16 protein-coding genes and 2 pseudogenes are annotated in these 20115 nt (G+C 38.3%); 4 read left to right on the top strand and 14 right to left on the bottom strand.

Features of this window, described 5'->3' with window-relative positions:
* Positions 1 to 27 precede the first annotated feature (27 nt).
* The gene (locus tag DBO93_RS07175) at positions 28 to 2316 is read right to left on the bottom strand and encodes a TonB-dependent receptor (protein WP_108455711.1); all 2289 of its coding nucleotides are present in this window, start codon (positions 2314 to 2316) and stop codon (positions 28 to 30) included.
* 364 nt (positions 2317 to 2680) lie between these two features.
* Between DBO93_RS07175 and DBO93_RS07180 the strand changes: the two genes are divergently transcribed.
* Positions 2681 to 4066: an APC family permease gene (locus tag DBO93_RS07180; protein ID WP_108455712.1), complete on the top strand. Its 1386-nt coding sequence runs from the start codon at positions 2681 to 2683 to the stop codon at positions 4064 to 4066.
* Between the two features lie 208 nt (positions 4067 to 4274).
* Here the strand turns inward: DBO93_RS07180 and DBO93_RS07185 are convergent, their stop codons facing one another.
* On the bottom strand, positions 4275 to 5489 hold the full coding sequence (locus tag DBO93_RS07185) for a CaiB/BaiF CoA-transferase family protein (protein WP_108455713.1): 1215 nt from the start codon (positions 5487 to 5489) through the stop codon (positions 4275 to 4277).
* Complete coding sequence (locus tag DBO93_RS07190; RefSeq protein WP_108455714.1) at positions 5489 to 6670, bottom strand: acyl-CoA dehydrogenase; 1182 nt, start codon at positions 6668 to 6670, stop codon at positions 5489 to 5491. Before DBO93_RS07190 ends, DBO93_RS07185 begins: the two co-directional genes overlap by 1 nt.
* 158 nt (positions 6671 to 6828) lie before the next feature.
* Between DBO93_RS07190 and DBO93_RS07195 the strand changes: the two genes are divergently transcribed.
* Positions 6829 to 7710 (top strand): LysR family transcriptional regulator, encoded by an 882-nt coding sequence (locus DBO93_RS07195; RefSeq protein WP_108455715.1) that lies wholly within the window; start codon positions 6829 to 6831, stop codon positions 7708 to 7710.
* A 252-nt stretch (positions 7711 to 7962) separates the two neighbouring features.
* Here the strand turns inward: DBO93_RS07195 and DBO93_RS07200 are convergent, their stop codons facing one another.
* The 11 genes and pseudogenes from DBO93_RS07200 to DBO93_RS07240 all read right to left on the bottom strand — a co-directional run bounded on the left by DBO93_RS07200 (position 7963) and on the right by DBO93_RS07240 (position 17635).
* On the bottom strand, positions 7963 to 8382 hold the full coding sequence (locus DBO93_RS07200; protein ID WP_108455716.1) for a VOC family protein: 420 nt from the start codon (positions 8380 to 8382) through the stop codon (positions 7963 to 7965).
* A gap of 216 nt (positions 8383 to 8598) precedes the next feature.
* Complete coding sequence (gene nth, locus DBO93_RS07205; RefSeq protein WP_108455717.1) at positions 8599 to 9261, bottom strand: endonuclease III; 663 nt, start codon at positions 9259 to 9261, stop codon at positions 8599 to 8601.
* A gap of 46 nt (positions 9262 to 9307) precedes the next feature.
* Positions 9308 to 10012 carry an electron transport complex subunit E gene (locus DBO93_RS07210; protein ID WP_108455718.1) on the bottom strand — a complete coding sequence of 235 codons (705 nt, stop codon included), beginning with the start codon at positions 10010 to 10012 and terminating at the stop codon, positions 9308 to 9310.
* A complete protein-coding gene (rsxG, locus tag DBO93_RS07215; RefSeq protein ID WP_108455719.1) occupies positions 10009 to 10650 on the bottom strand; it encodes an electron transport complex subunit RsxG in 642 nt (213 codons plus the stop codon). The genes DBO93_RS07210 and rsxG overlap by 4 nt, the downstream gene beginning before the upstream one ends.
* A pseudogene (rsxD, locus tag DBO93_RS07220) lies at positions 10650 to 11713 on the bottom strand (electron transport complex subunit RsxD). The gene rsxG and the pseudogene rsxD overlap by 1 nt, the downstream one beginning before the upstream one ends.
* A 9-nt stretch (positions 11714 to 11722) precedes the next feature.
* Positions 11723 to 12895, bottom strand: a complete 1173-nt coding sequence (locus tag DBO93_RS18930) for a hypothetical protein (protein ID WP_239059139.1) — start codon at positions 12893 to 12895, stop codon at positions 11723 to 11725.
* A 234-nt stretch (positions 12896 to 13129) separates the two neighbouring features.
* A pseudogene (locus DBO93_RS19185) lies at positions 13130 to 13300 on the bottom strand (4Fe-4S binding protein); the annotation flags it as partial.
* A complete protein-coding gene (gene rsxC, locus DBO93_RS18940) occupies positions 13234 to 14373 on the bottom strand; it encodes an electron transport complex subunit RsxC (protein ID WP_239059140.1) in 1140 nt (379 codons plus the stop codon). The gene rsxC and the pseudogene DBO93_RS19185, both read right to left, overlap by 67 nt.
* Before the next feature lie 13 nt (positions 14374 to 14386).
* Positions 14387 to 14941, bottom strand: a complete 555-nt coding sequence (rsxB, locus tag DBO93_RS07230) for an electron transport complex subunit RsxB (protein WP_108455720.1) — start codon at positions 14939 to 14941, stop codon at positions 14387 to 14389.
* Complete coding sequence (gene rsxA, locus DBO93_RS07235; protein ID WP_108455721.1) at positions 14941 to 15522, bottom strand: electron transport complex subunit RsxA; 582 nt, start codon at positions 15520 to 15522, stop codon at positions 14941 to 14943. Before rsxA ends, rsxB begins: the two co-directional genes overlap by 1 nt.
* A 226-nt stretch (positions 15523 to 15748) precedes the next feature.
* The gene (locus DBO93_RS07240; RefSeq protein WP_108455722.1) at positions 15749 to 17635 is read right to left on the bottom strand and encodes an EAL domain-containing protein; all 1887 of its coding nucleotides are present in this window, start codon (positions 17633 to 17635) and stop codon (positions 15749 to 15751) included.
* 488 nt (positions 17636 to 18123) lie between these two features.
* On the opposite strand from DBO93_RS07240, the gene rimP reads away from it, so the two are divergent.
* Positions 18124 to 18585, top strand: coding sequence for a ribosome maturation factor RimP (gene rimP, locus DBO93_RS07245; RefSeq protein ID WP_108455723.1), 462 nt, complete (start codon positions 18124 to 18126; stop codon positions 18583 to 18585).
* 28 nt (positions 18586 to 18613) lie between these two features.
* On the top strand, positions 18614 to 20110 hold the full coding sequence (gene nusA, locus DBO93_RS07250; RefSeq protein WP_108455724.1) for a transcription termination factor NusA: 1497 nt from the start codon (positions 18614 to 18616) through the stop codon (positions 20108 to 20110).
* Positions 20111 to 20115: the final 5 nt, after the last annotated feature.

Consider the following 20115-nt stretch of genomic DNA (forward strand, 5'->3'; position numbering starts at 1 on the left):
AAACCCTAGGGAGTCAACGAAGTGAGTTTAGAAGGTCATGTCAAAGCTAACACCAACGGTGCGAGGTTTAGCTGGCCAAACAAATGTATTCACTAAACCAAAGCCATTTTTGTTATCGGCATCAGCATTTTCCCAACCACGTTCATAGTAGTCAGCATCGGTAACGTTATCTATGTATAAGCTTACTGACCAATCGTCATTGCTTTCATACATGGCACGTAAACCAAGCTCATTCCAGCTATCAACTTTAGCTGTTTCATAGTTACCTGGGCCACCATAGATTTCACTTTGGAAAACCCATTTGGCCATCAAGGTTACTATACCATCATCCATGTAATGAAAATAAGACGTAACCACAGAGCCACTTAATTCAGGCGCCATTGGTAATTTATTACCTAACGTTCCGTCACCAGCTTCAATTTCTTTGGTTATTTCACTGTCCATCCAAGCGCCCGCTATACGGAAATCCCAATTGTCAGTCGGTGTCCAATGCATATCAGCTTCGATACCATGGTTTTTTGCTTCACCAACGTTTTTAACAAGCTGTGAACCGCTTTCAAAAATGATCATTTGTAAGTCTTGATAATCATAGGTGAAATAAGCAAGGTTTAGTTGCATTGAATTATCTAGCAACATCATTTTACTACCAATTTCATAGCTGGTTGTTGTTTCAGGTTCAAAGGCAAGCGGTTCACTGCCAGCAGCTAATGGGCCACCGTATTCTTGTGAACCATCATTCATAATACCAAAAGTAGAGTAACCACCTGATTTGTAACCTTTAGCCGCATTGGCGTATAAATTGATTTTGTCAGTTAATTCGTAAACAGCGGCAATACGTGGGGTAAAATCTGACCAAGTATCTTTTGCTTGAACCGGGCCGTCTGTGTACCATTCAAACACAAAAGTATTACCTAATGCACCACCTGAATCTAATACCTCAATGCTCATATCTTTTGTATCACTGGTGTAACGAGCACCTACTGTTAAGTCAAGTTTTTCAGTGGCTTGCCAAGTAATATCACCGTAAACAGACCAACCTGTGTTCTTTAAAATATCTATATTAGTTTCAGGTTTGTTAGTCAGTAAGTCTGCTGGGTCAATATCATCTTCCCAATAGGTTTCCCAGTTTACGTCATCACAACCTGCCGCAGGGCCATCGAAGTCTGCAGAATCGGTTAGAGAAACCGCTTTACATAAAGCGTCTTCATCGTAAGAGTTAATAAAAGTTGCATCAATATCTTCTTGATAAACACTCGCACCAATAAACCAATTAATACTACCATCACCTTGATAATTTAATCTTAATTCTTGGCTGGCATAATCAACAGTTTGATCTTGTCCGTAGTTATTAATTAGCTCGGGTTGTGCGTCAAAATCTTCCAAATAAGCAAAATCATACGTCTTGTAACCCGTAATAGAGGTTAATAAATATTCATCAGACAAGGTAAATTCGACATTGGCTTGCAGTGAAAGTATTTCACCACGGTCATATCCTTTACCTTTGCCGTAATCTATATTGACTTTATCTTTAGCTACTGCACTGACTTCAGTCCAGTATACCGAAGGGTCTTGTTCTCTATCTTCATAAGTTGCGCGAAAAACAGCATCGATATCATCACCTTCGTAGCGCAGTGACAAACGTGTAGAACTAATTTCACTACCACCAAGATCACCACCACCAGCAACATTTTCTAACCATGCGCCTTTAGAAACAAAATTTCCTGCCGCACGAAAGTACCAGTTTTCAGATAAAGGGATATTTACCATCCCGGTTATTTCTTGAGTATCATACTGAGCAACAGTGACACCAACTTTAGCTTCAAAGTCAGAGATAGGTTTGTTGGTGGTAATATTAATACCGCCTGCTATTGCATTTCGACCGAATAAAGTCCCTTGTGGACCTTTTACTACTTCAGCACGTTCCATATCGTAGAATGACATTTGAACACCGCCATTACGACCGGCCCACAAACCATCAGTGAAAATAGCGACTGATGGATCACCACCAATACCAAAATCATTTGTGCCTATGCCACGAATAGAAAGTGCATCAATAAAACTGTCTTCTGTTTTACCGTTAAAACCAGGGGTTAAATCTACTAAGCCTCGAACATCTTCAATACGAAGTTGGTCCATCATATCGCCATTAAAGGCTGATACGGCAACCGGTACGTCTTGCACAGACTGTGTACGTTTTTGTACTTTAACTTCAATAACTTCTATTTCACTAGCCACTGCATTATTTAAGCCTAATGCTAAAAACAATGGCGACAGTTTAAATAAACTGGGGGCGATGAGCTCGGGTTTTAGATTCATAATTTAGCCTATAATAGTGTTGTTTATATTTCTCTGCGTCACCCAGGGTGATAGCGTGATACAGGTTGTTTAATATTGTTATTATTTTTTGCTTTTATTTTATGCAAAATTAGAATAGTTAATTTACATATATCGGAACATACCCCTATCAGGTTAGAGTGATTTTGATTCAAAAATCACAGTGGAAAAATTTACCCTTATAAGTGAGTCAATATCCCCCTATAGGGGTAAATTAATCGTAACTTTTTTATGTAAGACTGAATGACATACTAAATATAATAATATGATTAATCGGTTAGGCTATCGAATACAAAGTTCAAGATAACCGAGATAACTCATTAACTTGATAAAAGAGAACACCTTGATGACAAAAAAAATATTAGGAAAGAAAGATCTAGTTCTTTTTACCGTATCAGCCATTCTGCTTTTAGATACTTTAGCTTCAGCCGCCTCAGTTGGAGTATCTAGCATTTTTTGGTGGTTATTTCTTAGCGTAGTATTTTTTATTCCTTTCGCGCTGATCAGTGCTGAAATGTCATGTTCATACCCTGCACAAGGCGGCATATACGCATGGGTTAAAACTGCTTATGGTAGTCGTTGGGCTGCAAGAGCGTCCTGGAGTTATTGGATTAACACCGCGGTGTGGATCCCCGCTATTTCTATTCTGTTTGCCGGTATATTTAAGCAAATGTTTTTTCCAGACTTAAGCCTTTATGGCCAAATAGGTATTGGGCTTTTGCTGACTTGGATTACTGTTTTAGTGAATATAGTGAGTTTAGATGTCGGTAAATTGATACCAGATACTGGCGCTATTTTCAAAATAATCATTTTTATTGTGATTATTGTTGGTGCCTTTAACTATGTTGATGAACATGGCATGGCAAATGATTTTACAATAGCTGCGCTTAAACCTGATTGGCAAGCAAGCTTTCAATATATTCCGGCTATTATTTATGGCATGTTAGGTTTTGAATTAGTCAGTGCTAGTAGTGAAGAAATGAAAGACCCCGCGAGAGATATGCCAAAAGCGGTACTCATTTCAGCTTTAATTATTATTGTGCTTTACATGTTAGGTACTGTTGCTATGTTAGCCGCTATTCCTGCTAAAGATATAAATCTTGTTGAAGGATTAATGGACACATTATATCTTTTATTTGGTCAATCAACGGCTGGAAAAACCTTCGCGATGGCGTTAGGGATTATGGCATTGTTTACCTTTTTCTCAAATGGTGTCACTTGGGCGTTAGGGTGTAATCGTGCTGCTGCAGAGGCTGCAAAAACTGGCGAGTTACCCGCTATTTTCGGTTTAGCAAGTAAAAAAACAGGTACACCTTTAGGGGCTAGTATTATGATGGGATTAGTGAGCACAGGTACAATCGTGCTGTACGGGTTTCTAGCTGGATCGAATGAAGATTTATTCTGGTCATTATTTGCATTTAGCGCGGTTATCTTTATGTTGCCATATATCGGCATGCTACTCGCATTTGTTAAAGCTCGTGTCGAACATCCAAATCATTCTCGTCCATATAAAATACCTGGTGGATTATTCTTTGCGCGTTTATCAGCTTATTCGTGTATAGCCGTATTAAGCTTTGCGATTGTGTTATTTATCTATTCTCCTGAAGACGGTATGCAATGGTCAGTGTTTATTGGTGTTGTCGTGACACTTATCATTGGTGAATTAGCCATAAATTCGGCTGAAAAGACAAAGGCTGAAACAAAAGAGAAGTTAGAACTGGTTAACGATTAATAGAATTAAATAATATTTTTATAGTCAATATATAGACCAACTTAATATTAAGTTGGTCTTTTTTTCATCATCAGATTAATTAATTAAACGGGTATTACACTTAAGTGTTTTTTCGCTGACCATAGTCATTATCAATTTTATTAGTGATGTATCTATATTCTTACTCTTACTATTACTCTCAGATAGCATTTAACTTGAAGATAATGAGTTAGCTAACAGTCGCATTAGAAAAAAGTTTTTTAATGTTTTCCTCACTATATTTAAGCAGTGAAGATAAAACCTGATGGCTATGTTGACCTAGGTCAGGGGATGCACTGTTATATTGTAAAGGTGTCGCAGAAAGATTAATTGGCGATGCAATTGTATTGATTAATTCGCCTTGTTGATTAGCTACTTGCCTAACCATTGCACGATGTTTAACTTGTGGGTGATCAAAAACTTGCGCTAGGGTATTAACCGGGCCACAAGGTACTGCAACAGACTCAAGTTGCTTAATCCACCAGTTTGTCGAATACGAGGCGAGTTTAGTGGCGAGAATAGGGATCAGCTTTTTACGGTTAATCACACGTTGAGCATTGGTAGCAAACAAAGCATTTCCTGAAAGTTCTAAACAATGAGCCACCTGACAAAATTTAACAAATTGACTGTCATTGCCAATGGCTAGAATAATACTGCCATCTTGTGTCGCAAAGGTTTGGTAGGGCACAATATTTGGGTGTCCATTGCCCAGTCTATCTGGGTTTTTACCTGTAGCTAAATAGTTCATACCTTGATTGGCTAATGTCGCTACTTGCACGTCTAACAGAGCAATATCAATATGCTGACCTTCATTGGTTTGATGACGAGCCATAAGTGCAGCCAAAATAGCATTGCAACTGTACAAACCTGTCATAACATCAACCAAGGCAACACCCACTTTCATCGGCATTCCATCAGGCTCACCTGTTAAGCTCATCAAGCCACCTTCACCTTGGATCATGGCATCATAACCGGCTTTATGGGCACTTGGGCCGCTTTGTCCAAAGCCGGTAATAGAGCAATAAACTAAACCAGGATTAAGCGCTTTTACACTTTGATAATCTAAGCCATACTTAGCCAGTCCACCAACTTTATAGTTTTCAATTAATACATCAGCTTGAGCAATCAAGTCTTTTATCACTTGTTGACCTTGTTGCTGAGTTATATCAATAGCAATCGATTGTTTATTGCGATTTACACAGTGAAAATAAGCGGCTTGTGGTGGCTGTTTTTCGTCAGTTTCTTTTATAAAAGGAGGGCCCCAAAATCGCGTGTCATCACCTTTTTGAGGGCGTTCTACTTTAATAACTTCAGCGCCCATATCAGCTAACATTTGTGAAGCCCAAGGCCCCGCTAAAATGCGACTTAAATCGACAACTTTTATGTTCCCCAATGCGCTAGTCATTAGCAAAAAGCCTGATAACCTGTGATAGCACGACCTAAAATTAGGGCGTGAATATCATGTGTACCTTCGTAAGTGTTAACGGCTTCAAGGTTGATCATATGGCGAATTACGCCAAACTCATCACTAATACCGTTACCACCATGCATATCTCGAGCAACGCGAGCAATATCAAGTGATTTGCCACAATTATTACGTTTTAATAATGAAATGAGCTCAACCGGACATTGATCGGCATCCATTAAACGACCCATTTGCAAACACCCTTGTAATCCAAGCGATATTTCAGTTTGCATATCAGCTAGCTTTTTCTGAATTAATTGATTTGAAGCCAAAGGGCGACCAAATTGGTGGCGATCGACACTGTAAGTTCTTGCCGAATGAAAGCAAAACTCTGCTGCACCTAGTGAGCCCCAAGCAATACCATAACGTGCTTTATTTAAACAACCAAAAGGCCCAGCTAAACCGCTAATTTCAGGAAACATGTTTTCATCAGGCACAAAGACGTTATCCATAACAATTTCGCCTGTTATTGAGGCACGCAATGAAAATTTACCTTCTATTTTAGGGGCAGATAAACCAGCCATACCTTTTTCAAGTACAAAGCCTCGAATTTTACGATCAAGTTTGGCCCAAATGACAAAAACATCGGCAATAGGTGAGTTGGTGATCCACATTTTATTGCCTGTAATACGATATCCGCCGTCGACTTTGGTTGCGTGAGTTGTCATAGAGGCTGGATCACTACCAGAATTAGGCTCAGTTAAACCAAAGCAGCCAACCCATTCACCTGAAGCGAGTTTCGGTAAATACTTCATGCGTTGCTCTTCCGTGCCGTACGCATATATTGGGTGCATAACAAGAGATGATTGCACACTCATTGCACTACGGTAACCACTGTCTACACGCTCTACTTCTCGTGCAATTAAGCCATAACTTACATAATTTATTTCACTGCCACCATACTTAGCAGGAAGAGTAGCCCCTAATAGTCCTAATTGGCCTAACTCAGACATAATTTCACGGTCAAAGTGTTCATGTCTATTAGCTTCAAGTACTCGAGGAAGTAGCTTCTCTTGGCAGTAATCAAATGCCGTATCACGGATCATTCGTTCTTCTTCAGTAAGTTGGCTGTCTATAGACATAGGATCTTGCCAATTAAATAGTGATAATGTTTGTTTCATTTGTTTGCCCTGTAGAGTGTGTTAATGCAATAACCGTTTTAATTTATGGGCTTACTCTATCCTTAATTTAAAAATAAATATAATATATAGTTTTTATATTTTCTATAACTTTTATTTATAGTTTTTGTTTGTGATTTTTATTTGATACTGGGGATGATATGAACTTAAAGCGTCTTGAATATTTTTGTCAATTAGCTTTATTAGGGAACTTTACCCGCGCGGCACTTAAAATTGGTATTGCGCAACCCGCATTGACAATAGCTATTCAAAAGTTAGAACATGAAGTTGGACTTAAATTAATTAACCGTGCAGAAAAAAATGCTTTACTCACTGCTGAAGGAGAGGTGCTATACAAGTTAGCTACTGAATTATTAAATCAAGCTAAACAAGTAGAGTTAACTTTAGAAGATTTAAAAAACCTTGAACAGGGCACTATAAGGTTTGGGGTCTCCGCTATGATGGGCTCTTATTATTTTCCAAAAGTTTTAACAAAATTCAAACAAAAGTACCCAAAAATTAAAATTCAATTAATTGATCAAGGCACAGCAGCACTAGAAAAAATGTTACAGAACGGTGAACTTGATTTAGCGTTAATACGGGGTGACTTAGAAAACCCACAACTGCGTTACACTGAGTTAATTAATGAAGAAATTGTAGCGGGTATGTCAAATTTACACCCATTAGCTTCAGAGCAAACCATTTCGCTTGAACAGTTCTGTCAGCAACCTTTGGTATTATTTCATCAAGGCTATTTTTTACGTGAGGTGGTAAGTCAATATGCAAAAGATCATCACTTAGATTTAGATGTTCGCATGGAAACTAATCTCATTGAATTACAAAAATCATTGGTGCGTAATGAAGTGGGTATAACAACTTGTTTATCACGTATTTTACATAACGAACAAAAGATGACCTCAGTTCCCTTTGAACCTAACATTGAATTTAAATTGAGTTTAGCTTGGAAAAAGAGTCACTCACTGTCAAATGCCAGTAAAGCTTTTATGAGTTTTTTAAGCTCAACACTTGAACCGTTAGCATAGATATTACAGTATTCTAATCGTTAGAATGATACAGGGTGATCTGAGTGTTTGGGGCGGCTTTGACTAAAACCCAAGTAAAATGGCTTAACCTGGGCTTTAGTTACTAACTATGTAAAGTTAGTTGAAGCATGTAAATTTTTGCTTTTTTGTCATTAAGAATAAAGTAATGTCAAAGCTAAAATAAGCTGTTTTTAAAGTAACTTATCAGTTATCAATTAATACTTTTCACGTAACAAGTAATAGGCAATAAACTTACCAGTTACCTGAATTCTCCATACTTAACCAAGGTTCTTTTGGAGCAAGTTTTTCGCCTTTTTGAAGTAGTTCAATTGAAATGTTATCAGGTGATTTAACAAAAGCCATATGGCCACAACGAGGTGGTCTATTAATGGTAATACCCGCAGCCATTAGCTTTTCACATAAAGCATAAATATCGTCAACTTCGAAGGCTAAATGACCAAAGTTTCGACCAACAGTGTACTCTTCTTCTGAGCCCCAATTATGAGTAAGCTCTATTTCAGCAGCACCGGGTTCGGTTGCTAAAAAAATCAAACTAAACTCGCCTTTAGGTACATCTACTCGTCGAGTTTCGATTAAACCTAAATGCTTTATATAAAAATCTAATGATTTATCTAGGTCTCTAACACGAACCATTGAGTGTAAAAATTTCATCGTTTAATCATCCTTTTAACTTTAAAAAATATTCTATCGTATATCTGCATAAAGATAGCTTTTATGCAATATTAATACGGTGGTTTGCATTAATAGCTGATGTTTAGGTAATTCATTGGGTACAAATTTGAGCTTTTATGTCACTTTATATGTCACTTTACATAGCAGTATGCATGGTAGTTTATTAAGCGATAGTAAAACATTTCGAGTCAATTATCAGTCTTCAGTTTTATCTTTGAAATCGCATAAATCTTCAATAATACAAGAGCCACAGCGGGGTTTTCTTGCTACACACGTATAGCGGCCATGAAGTATGAGCCAATGATGTAAGTTAAAGAAAAATTCAGTTTTTCTTGGTGTGTGTTTGACAATGTTTTGCTCTGTTTCTTCAACTGTTTTACCTTTAGCGTAACCGGTGCGGTTAGCGACTCGCTGAATGTGAGTATCAACAGCAATAAAGTATTTACCTTCATTATCTTTTAGCCAACCAAAAGCGGTATTTAATACCACATTGGCAGTTTTTCTACCAACGCCGGGTAAGGCCTCAAGGGCAGCTCTGTTTCCAGGGACTTCACCATTGTGTAAGTCTATTAACATTTGACAGGTTTTAAGCGTATTAACCGCTTTAGTGTTAAATAAGCCAATGGTTTTAATGTACGACTTTAAGCCGTCTAAACCAAGGTCAAGTAATGCTTGAGGTGTGTTAGCTATCGGGTAAAGTTTATCCGTCGCTTTATTCACACTTACATCCGTGGCTTGAGCTGATAATAAAACCGCGATTAGTAGCTCAAACGGGCTAGAAAAATTTAGCTCAGTTGTTGGATTTGGATTGTTATCCCTTAACCGAGATAACATGTCTATTCGCTTTTCTTTATTCATCGGTTTTATATTTCACTATTTTCAAACTTAACTTAAATATGTTGGTTTAACTTTCAAAGTTTACACGTACTCGCTCAATCGCTTGCTCTAATTTTTTAGGCTTAGCTTGGGCTATTTTTTGATCAATGGCGTTTTTACCTGCAATTAAAAAACCCATAGCGATAAAAGCACCAGGTGGTAAAATTGCTAATAAAAATTGACTATCAAGTTGATAAACCACAATTTTTAGCTGCGTTGCCCATTCGCCTAAGAATAGATTAGCACCATCAAACAATGTCCCTTGTCCTAAAACTTCACGAATAGCCCCTAACACCATCAATACCGCTAAGAAGCCAAGCCCCATCATTAATCCATCGAAACTGGCTTGCTTAACAGGGTTTTTTGATGCGTATGCTTCGGCACGACCAATAATGGCGCAGTTAGTAACAATAAGGGGTAAAAATATCCCTAACGATTGATATAAATCGTAGGTGTATGCATTCATCAGCAACTGCACACAGGTAACAAATGTGGCGATAATAAGCACGAAAATAGGAATGCGAATTTCTTTTGGCACCCAATGCCTTATAGCCGACACGGTTGCGTTAGAACAAATAAGTACAAATAATGTCGCTATGCCTAAGCCTAAAGCGTTAACTACCGTTGAGGTTACCGCTAGCAATGGACAAAGGCCGAGCAATTGTACTAAGCCAGGGTTATTTTTCCATAAACCTTGCCACGCTAATTCTTTATATTCCGGATTTATTTTCATGATTCAACTCCACAATTACTGGCGGTAGTAAAAATGCGATCTTGATTGTTTTGAAAGTAGTCGATTGTTTTTCTAACTGTTTTAACCACTGCTCTGGGGGTAATTGTTGCGCCAGTAAATTGATCGAACATACCACCGTCTTTAATCACAGCCCAGCGACTATCATTTTCGTCGAGTAATTTTTTACCTGAAAATTTCTCTATCCAGTCACTTTTTCTACGTTCTATTTTATCACCTAAGCCAGGTGTTTCTTTATGTAATAAGGTTCTAACGCCGCTAACACTACCATCGGTATTAATAGCAATTAACAGTTCAATATTGCCACTGTAGCCGTCGGGAGCAACTGTTTTTATTGCTGCTGCAGTAGGAGTATTATTAAGTCTTGCACGATAAATAACATCGATTACTAAGTCTGAATTATTATCTTTTGGCGCTAAAATACAATCACGAAACATTTCATTATCATGATTCGCCGTTTGAATAACTTGATTCAACTGTCGAATTAACTTTTGTTCAGCTTGCAGTTCAATGCGATCGGCAGTGAGTAACTGTACGATAGCGACAGCCGCGGTACACACAATGGCGAATAAGCCTAATATCATTGAGTTTTTACTGATTGCTGGCGTTAAATCAGACATTATTTTTTCACTCCTAAATTATGTCCGTAAGTACGCGGTCGAGTGTATTGGTCGATTAAAGGAGCTGCCATATTACACAGTAAAACTGCAAATGCGATAGCATCAGGATAACCACCAAACTTTCTGATTAAGAATACTAATAAACCGGCAAGCGCGCCAAAAACTAATCTGCCTTTAACACTGGTTGCGCCAGAAACGGGGTCGGTTAGAATGAAAAATGCGCCCAGCATTGTTGCCCCAGTAAACCAGTTAAACATGGTTGATGTGCTGCTGTCGGGGCTGATAATAAAAGCGATAAAACTACAGACGAATAAACTGACTAAGAAGCTAAATGGCGTAGTCCAGTGAATGGCCTTTTTAAAGAGTAAAAATAAGCCACCGAGTAAAAACCCAGCATTTATCCACTCCCAGCCCAGCCCAAAATGCTTACCAATAACGGGGCATTCATGCTTTCAACTACTGTTAATCCCAGTGTTAAATTTGTTTTTACGGTATCAAGAGGCGTTGCCATGGTAAATCCGTCTATATGGGTACGAATTTGCTCAACTGAGTAACCTTGAGGCGTATAACCAGAGAAAATAATGGCGAAAGTATCATTAAAATTTATATCCATGGCGAGCAATGATAATGGGGGTTGCCATTGTGTCATTTGTACAGGGAAGGAAATTAATAGCATGACATAAGCTGCCATGGCGGGATTAAATGGATTATGTCCCAAACCACCATAGAGCTGTTTAACCACAATAATTGCAAATATGCTACCTATAATGGTTATCCACCAAGGCGCTAAAGCAGGCAGACTAATACCCAATAATACAGCAGTTAATATGGCACTTCCGTCAAATAACTGCGTTGATACTTTTTTTTCTCGTAGAGATAAAATGGTAAATTCGGCAACGATTGCTGTCGCTACGGCTAAAGATATATGTATTAAATTACCCCAACCAAAAAAGTACCATTGAGCAAATATACCCGGAATTGTGGCATATATAACCAGCCTCATCAGGGCCGATGTTTCGCTTTGTTGATGATTATGCGGAGAACTTGCTATCCAAAATGCCATGGTGCTAATTTACTCTGAAGTTGATGATTTATCGGATGAAGCGGCCAGTTTTTTTGCTTTCGCTTTAGCGACTGCGGCTGCAACTCGTGCTCTTTTGTTTTCAGCTTCTTGCTTATTGTTACTGTCAGTTTCGCTTAATACTTTTTCTGAAGGTTTGATAGATGCTTGCTGTGACTTAATGGCCATTTTTTTTGCCTTTGCCTTCGCTACTGCAGCTGCAATTTTTGCTTTTCTATCGACATCAGTATTATTTTTTACAAGCGTTTGCTGTTCGCTTTGTTCATTTTTTTCGGTTAAATGTTCGGTGTGATCTACTTCATTAGTCGCAGTACTATCTTGTGATAGAGTCGCTTTCGTGGTCGACATTGTACTACTTTGAGGCGTTTTATCCGTGTCTAACTTATGTTCAGATTTAGCTTGCGCCTTTAACTTTGCTTTAGCAATTGCGGCAGCTATTTTAGCCTTTTTATCAGAAGGTTGGTTCAACTCTTCATCGCTGGCGCTCGCTTTTTCTGCTGTGTCTATTTTCAACGATACTGCAGTCGGTTCAGACGCTTCAACTTTTACTTGTGTATTGGTTGATGTATTACTTTGGTCAACAGCGTTGTCTGATGAGGCGTCTTTTTGACGTTTTTTTGCTTTAGCTTTAGCAATTGCAGCCGCTATTTTAGCCTTTTTGTCAGAAGGTTGGCTCAACTGTGTATCGGGAGCGCTCGCTTTTTCTGCTGTGTCACTTTTCAATGAGACTGGAGTCGGTTCAGACGCTTCAACTTTTACTTGTGTATTACTTTGGTCAACAGCGTTGTCTGATAAGGAGTCTTTTTGACGTTTTTTTGCTTTAGCTTTAGCAATTGCTGCAGCAACTTTGGCTTTTTTATCAATAACAACGGGTGTTGGTTGCACTTCGGTAAGTGAACTTGAAGTTTCGTTGTCTTGTAGTGTATCTAGCGAGCTCATTTGATCTTGTTTTTTCTGAGCTAATTTTTTCGCTTTGGCTCTGGCAATAGCGTTGGCAACTTTACTTTTGCTTTCACTCACTTCTTCAGTCGATGTTGCCTCTGATTCAGGCGCTTGTGGAGGCGTAGCATTTAAACTAGCTTGTGCCTTTTTAGCTTTCACTCGTGCTAGTGCATCGGCGACCGCTGATTTTTCTGATTTTGCCGCTGTAGTGCCAGAATTCATTCTAGCTTTACGAGCATCAGCCGCTTTTTTGTGTTTTTCGGCTCGGGCAACTTTTTCACGTTCAAGCCTAAGTTTACGAGCTTCAAACCTTACTTTGGCTTTTTCGGCCTTAATGTCGAGTAATTTTTGCTGACGAATTTCTGCTTTAGCAACGCGGTAATAGTGTACTAATGGGATCTGGCTTGGGCAAACATAAGCACAAGCGCCGCATTCAATACAATCAAATAAGTTCAGCTTATCTAGCTGTGGTTGATCTTTTGCTTTAGCACTCCATTGTAACTCTTGAGGTAGTAGTTGTGCAGGGCAAACATCAGCACATTGTCCGCAGCGTATACATTCTACTTCTTTACTGCTGGTTGATGAAAAAGGTGAGGCAATTTCAATTTCACTCGGGCTAATATACAGTTTGTACTTTTTATGATCGGCACTTGATCGTGAGGTAAACTAAAGCCCATCATAGGGCCACCCATAATTAAGTGCCGTTTTTCACTGTTTTGATAGCCACATTGGTTGGTTAGAAATCCAACAGGAGTACCAATAAGTGCCCATACATTTTGCGGCTTTTCAAGTGCTTGCCCGCTAACGGTAACAACGCGCTTTATCAGCGGTGTGTCGTTAATAACAGCATCAGCAATAGCAAAACAAGTAGCGACGTTTTGCATTACTATACCTACAGAGCTAGGTAAAACGCCTGAGGGTACTTCTTGACCTGTTAGTATTTGAATTAGCTGTTTTTCGCCACCGCTTGGGTATTTTGTCGGTATAACACAAACTTGGATATGGTCAATGTTGGCCGTGGCCTTTTGCAAGGCATCAATAGCTTTGGGTTTGTTGTCTTCAATACCAATAAGAATATTTTTTGGCGATAATAGATGGTCGATAATTTTAATACCATCTAGAATCGTTGGACTATGTTCTTGGATCAATAAATCATCAGCGGTGATATAAGGTTCACACTCTGCAGCATTGATAATTAAATAGTTAATTTTAGCTAAAGTGCTTACTTTGATTTGCGTTGGAAACCCAGCGCCACCCATACCTGCAATACCAGCATTAGCTATTTTTTCTAATATTTTTTCTTTGCTTAATAATTTATAGTCAGGGCAAATTTGACGAGATTGCCAAGTGTCTTCACCATCAGGTGTTAATATAATACAAGTTTCGCTTAACCCTGAAGGATGAGGGATGGCCATTAACTTAATAGCGGTAATAGTGCCACTAGTTGGCGCGTGAACAGATAATGACATTGGGCTATCATTTACACTTAATGCTTGCCCTTTAAGTACCTTGTCGCCAACGTTGACAATTAACTTGCCCGCTTGACCAATATGTTGGCGCAGAGGGATTATTAACTGTTCAGGTATTTGTGCACTGGCAATAGGCTTAGTGCTAGTGAGAAATTTCTGCTCAGGCGGATGAATGCCACCATGAAAATGCCAGAAACTTCCGCGCTTGATACGTTCAATTACCGATTCCACCCAAACCTCTTTTTTAATCTATCTGTACAACAGGAATATTATTTAAATCCCATTGCCAGTTTTGTGTAGTTGTGGCAAGTGGGATCATCTCTATACAATCTACTGGACACGGTGCAACACATAAGTCACAACCAGTACATTCGTCAGCAATGATAGTATGCATTTGCTTGGTGGTGCCGATAATGGCATCAACAGGGCAGGCTTGAATGCACTTAGTGCAGCCAATGCAATCTTCTTCAATAATAAAGGCAACTTTTGGCGAGTTATCTGCTTCATGATTACCGTCAAGAGGCTGTACTTCTACGCCCATTAAATCAGCTATTTTTTTTATGGTATCTTCACCGCCCGGAGCACATTTATTAATGGCTTCTCCGTTAGCAACAGCTTCTGCATAGGGTTTACAGCCAGGGTAGCCACACTGACCACATTGTGTTTGAGGAAGTAGGGCGTCTAATTGTTCAGCAAGTGGGTCGCCAATAACTTTAAATTGTATCGATGCAAAACCTAGTAATGCACCAAATAAAGCGGCAAGTAAACCGACAACGAGTATTGCAATGAGTGTGGTCATTAAAACTTAACCAAGCCAGTGAAGCCCATAAAGGCTAATGACATTAAACCAGCAGTGATCATGGCGATTGCTGAGCCTTTAAATGGAGTAGGTACGTCGGCATTGGCTAATTTTTCGCGCATGGCTGAAAACATAATTAATACCAATGAAAAACCAACAGCAGCACCAAAGCCATAAATAATAGATTCGAAAAAGTTATGCTGTTCTTGAAAATTCAAGAGTGCAACGCCTAACACAGCACAGTTGGTGGTGATAAGTGGTAAAAATATACCTAATAGACGATATAAGTTAGCACTCGTTTTGTGTACGACCATTTCGGTAAATTGCACAACAACCGCAATCACTAAAATAAACGTCATGGTAGTTAAATACTCTAAGCCTAATGGCGCAAGTACATAGCTGTTAACGATGTAGCTTAGTAATGAAGCCAATGTCATAACAAATGTTGTAGCAAAAGACATACCGATGGCGGTTTCAGTTTTAGATGACACCCCCATAAAAGGGCATAAGCCTAGAAACTTAACCAAAACAAAGTTATTTACTAATACTGTGCCAACAAGTAGCAAGAGATAATCAGTCATTCGCTCAATATATTACCGTGAAAATTCGCACTATTATCCGTGTTTATCAAGCAATAAACAACATACGAACCGTAAGGATATTCATTTTAATGCCTCGTAAGCTAAATGTATGATAAAAAACTGTATTAAAGTTAATCAATTTTGTAAGCATCAAGCTATTTATTAAGTGATAAAAAATAAAAAAGCCACTATATATTAGTGGCTTAAAGAAAAGTTTATTAATTGTTTATGAAGAAGATATGGTTCTTGGTTTACCAATATAAAAACCCTGACAACCATCAACAAATAGTTTCTCAAGCATAAATTTCTCTTCTTGGCTTTCAACGCTTTCGGCTAATACACTGATACTTAATCTGTGAGCTAAATCTACCATCAAGCGCATAAAGTATTGATTGTTTTTATCTTCGTCGATATCACGTGTATAAGTACTATCCATTTTAATAAAATCAGGCTTTAAATCTCTAAAGAATTTAAATGAAGTTAAACCAATACCAAAACGTTCAACTGTAATTCGTGCTCCGACTCTATGCACCATATCAATAAAGTTTTTGCTGGTTTTTATATTATGTTGCAAACCACTTTCTGTGATTTCAAAGACAAGTTTTGAAGCAATAACCGTATCGCGTAGTAATCTTCTCTCAAGCCAAATAAGAAAGTGACCATCGTTAATTGAACGAGAGCTAACATTAATTCCAAAGAAGTTATCTTGCATATTTCTATTGGCAATTTCTTTTATAGCCGCTTCTATGATCATTTGATCAACCGCTACTATTTTATCCAGCTTTTCAGCCATAGCGAAAAAAGAGGCGGTAGGTAAAACATCTTCATTACTATTTAAGAAACGCGTTAGGATTTCACCGTATACTCGATTGTTTGGACTGCTTGGTTTGATGGGTTGAACCAATAAATTAACTCTTTGATTGGCGATTACACTATCAATCTCTTGACGCCAATTTTGATTTCCGTAGCTAGCACTACTATTGTCAAGAATACTGGTGTCGGTTTGAGCATACCAAGCGTTAACTTTTTGTGTTTGCGCAACACTAATGCCGGTATCGGCTAGTGCTAATAACTCACCTAGAGGTTTGTCATTATCAAAGTAAACCAAACCGGTATAACCAATAGAGTCTAAATCAGAGGCTTGTTGGTATTTATTAAAACTGTTAGTGAGCTCTGTCGCAAATGCTTCAGCACTCTTTAAACTAATATTAGGGATTAATGTCGCAAAATCTGAACTATTTAATCTAAATACTTGCGCTCCTTTATAGCGACTAACAGCATTTTTCATAATATCCGCAACTTTTCGGATATACGTATCACCTTCATGGTAACCATGTATCTGATTAATGGTTTGTAATTCAGAGCATCGCGTAATAGATAAAACACCGAAATCTGAACGACTATCAGCATTTTCAAAAAACTGTACAAAGCGGTTACGGTTTTCTAATTTAGTTACTGGCTCAATGTAAGCGTCTTTTTCTAGTAAAGCTGTTGCGCTTATTTTATTTGCAATGAGTGCTCTAAGGTCAATTATGCTTTGTTCAACTTGAGGTAATGCAATTCCTTCAGCATTAATCTTACCAACACTATCCTTACCTGAAATAACTTGTTCTAGTTCGCGTTTAACTTGATCATCAATTTTTTGTGCGAATTTACGTGACTTTGCAATACTTAAAGGTGTCGTAAAAATAGCGAAGATTAACGAAATGATAAATACCGCTAAAACTGTTGTTTGTAAAAAGCTTAACTCAGTACTGGGGTCTAATTGAAATTGAATGATCAGATTTGAATTTTTTAATTTAACTTGGCTTATAGGGGCTAGGATAAATTCATCTATAAAGGAAGGTTTGCTCTTTTCATTGACAATAACCTCACCCTCTACATTAATAATATTAATGTATTGATAACGATTAAACTTAGCAAGTTGGCTAGCAAGTTGTTCATTACTTCCAAAATTAACTTGTTCGTCCAACGAAAGTAAGATTTGTTGATGTTGACTTTGTTGCTCAGCGGTATGCGATGCTAGCAGAAAAACACCAGCAACTGCTACACAGGCACATAAGCCTAAAGTAATAAAAAAATTTCTTAATAGTAAACGAGAATATGTATACATATAATTCCAAAGTGTCTTTATGTACTTTCAAATAGGGTTGAAAATTATCCGTAGATAACAACTTTTATCATAAATTGTACTAATTTACTAACTATCTGATAATGCCGCAATAATTATTATAGTAATGTTAGGGGAAATAGTAACTATTCTTTTATAACATGTGCGATAAGTTTATAGTCATCACCTAAAAGCGGTGTGAAAATTAGCTTGCTATAAAAACAGCAACTCTATATAATTTGCGCAGCTTTAATATAGCAATATCTCACTGAAAAGATTTTTTATCGAAGTTTGATAACAATCTAAGATATTGTTGTACAGAACCAAGAGTGTTATTGCTTGGTTTACATCGTGGGTTCAGTGAATAAGCCCCGCGTATTGGGGCTTTTTTGTATCTTAACTTTGTGAAAAGGTGCAATAGCAGCAAGGTATATCGCTGGGCTTTAAGCCCTTTTTTTGTTTCTGGACTCTTCCAAATTGGAGAAAAGTGATTGGCTAAATTTGAACACAAATTAACCGCAATGTTACGTCCTGCCGTTGAAGAAACGGGTAAGGAATTATTAGGCGTTGAATTTATCAGTGCCGGCAACCATTCGGTTTTAAGATTATTTATCGACCATGAAAATGGTATCGATGTTGATGACTGCGCTGAAGTAAGTCGTCAAGTAGGGGCTATTCTCGATGTAGAAGACCCAATTAGTAGTGAATATAGTTTAGAAGTTTCATCACCGGGGCTTGATCGCCCACTTTTTGAAAAAGTGCAATTTGAAGCGGTTGTTGGTGAAACGGTCGAAGCGAAAATTTCAATGCCATTAAATGGTCGTCGTAAATTCAAAGGTAAATTAGTTGCCGTTGAAAACGAAAGTTTGATTGTAATGGTTGATAACGAGGAATATGAACTTGTTATCAGTAACATTGACAAGGCTCACCTTGTTTATAACCACACCAAATAATTTATAATAATGAGAAAGGCTAACTAGCATGAGTAAGGAAATATTACTGGTCGTAGATGCTGTTTCTAATGAAAAGGCATTACCACGAGAAAGCATTTTTGAAGCGATGGAAACAGCTTTAGAAACAGCGACAAAAAAGAAATATGAAGGTGACATTTTAGTTCGTGTAAGTATTGACCGTGCAACGGGTGAGTTTGAAACTTTTCGCCGTTGGTTAGTTGTTGATGAAAGCGAAACACCGATGGAAAACCCGTATGCTGAGATGAGTTTAGCAGCGGCGCAATATGATGAACCAGAGTTAAACGTTGGCGATTTTGTTGAAGACCAAATTGAGTCTGTTAAGTTTGACCGTGTAACAACACAAACAGCAAAACAAGTTATTGTACAAAAAATTCGCGAAGCTGAACGTGGACTTATCGTTGATGCTTACCAAGAGCAAATTGGTGAAATCATCACTGGTGTTGTCAAAAAAGCAAGCCGTGATAGTGTCATTTTAGATCTAGGTAACAACGCTGAAGCTATAATTTATCGTGATGACATGTTACCGCGCGAAAGCTTTCGTCCAGGCGATCGTATTCGTGGTTTACTTTATGAAATTAAACCAGAAGCACGCGGCGCACAATTATTTGTAAGTCGTACTAAACCTGAAATGTTGATTGAACTTTTCCGTGTTGAAGTGCCAGAAATTGGTGAAGAAATGCTTGAGATTAAAGGCGCAGCTCGCGATCCTGGTTCTCGTGCAAAAATTTCTGTTAAAAGTAACGACAAACGTATCGACCCAGTTGGCGCGTGTGTTGGTATGCGTGGTTCACGTGTGCAAGCTGTTTCAAGTGAGTTAGGCGGCGAACGTGTTGACATCGTTTTATATGATGACAACCCTGCACAATACGTTATCAATGCAATGGCACCAGCTGAAGTGGCTTCTATCATTGTTGATGAAGACAAAAACACGATGGATATCGCTGTTGAAGAAGGCAATTTAGCCATGGCCATTGGCCGTAGTGGTCAAAACATACGTTTAGCTAGCCAGTTAACAGGCTGGGAACTTAACGTGATGACTGTTGCTGACATGAACGAAAAGCACCAAGCTGAAAACGATAAAGTATTAACACTATTTATTGATAAGTTAGATCTTGATGAAGATTTTGCTTTGATGTTAGTAGAAGAAGGCTTTACTTCGTTAGAAGAAATTGCTTACGTACCTGTTGCTGAAATGCTTGATATTGACGGTATGGATGAAGACATTGTTGAAGAATTGCGCGAACGTGCAAAAGCAGCAATTACTACTCAAGCACTTGCAAGTGAAGAAACACTTGAAGGTGCAGAGCCAGCTGAAGATTTATTAAATCTTGCTGGCTTAGAACGCCATTTAGCGTTTGTATTAGCGAGTCGTGGTATTACAACATTAGAACATCTTGCAGAGCAAGGCGTTGATGAAATATCAGACATTGAAGAATTAGATGAAACCAAAGCGGGCGAGCTAATTATGGCTGCACGTAATATTTGTTGGTTTAACGAAGAATAACTCAT

The organism is Colwellia sp. Arc7-D (genome assembly GCF_003061515.1).
Classification (GTDB): Bacteria; Pseudomonadota; Gammaproteobacteria; order Enterobacterales; family Alteromonadaceae; genus Cognaticolwellia.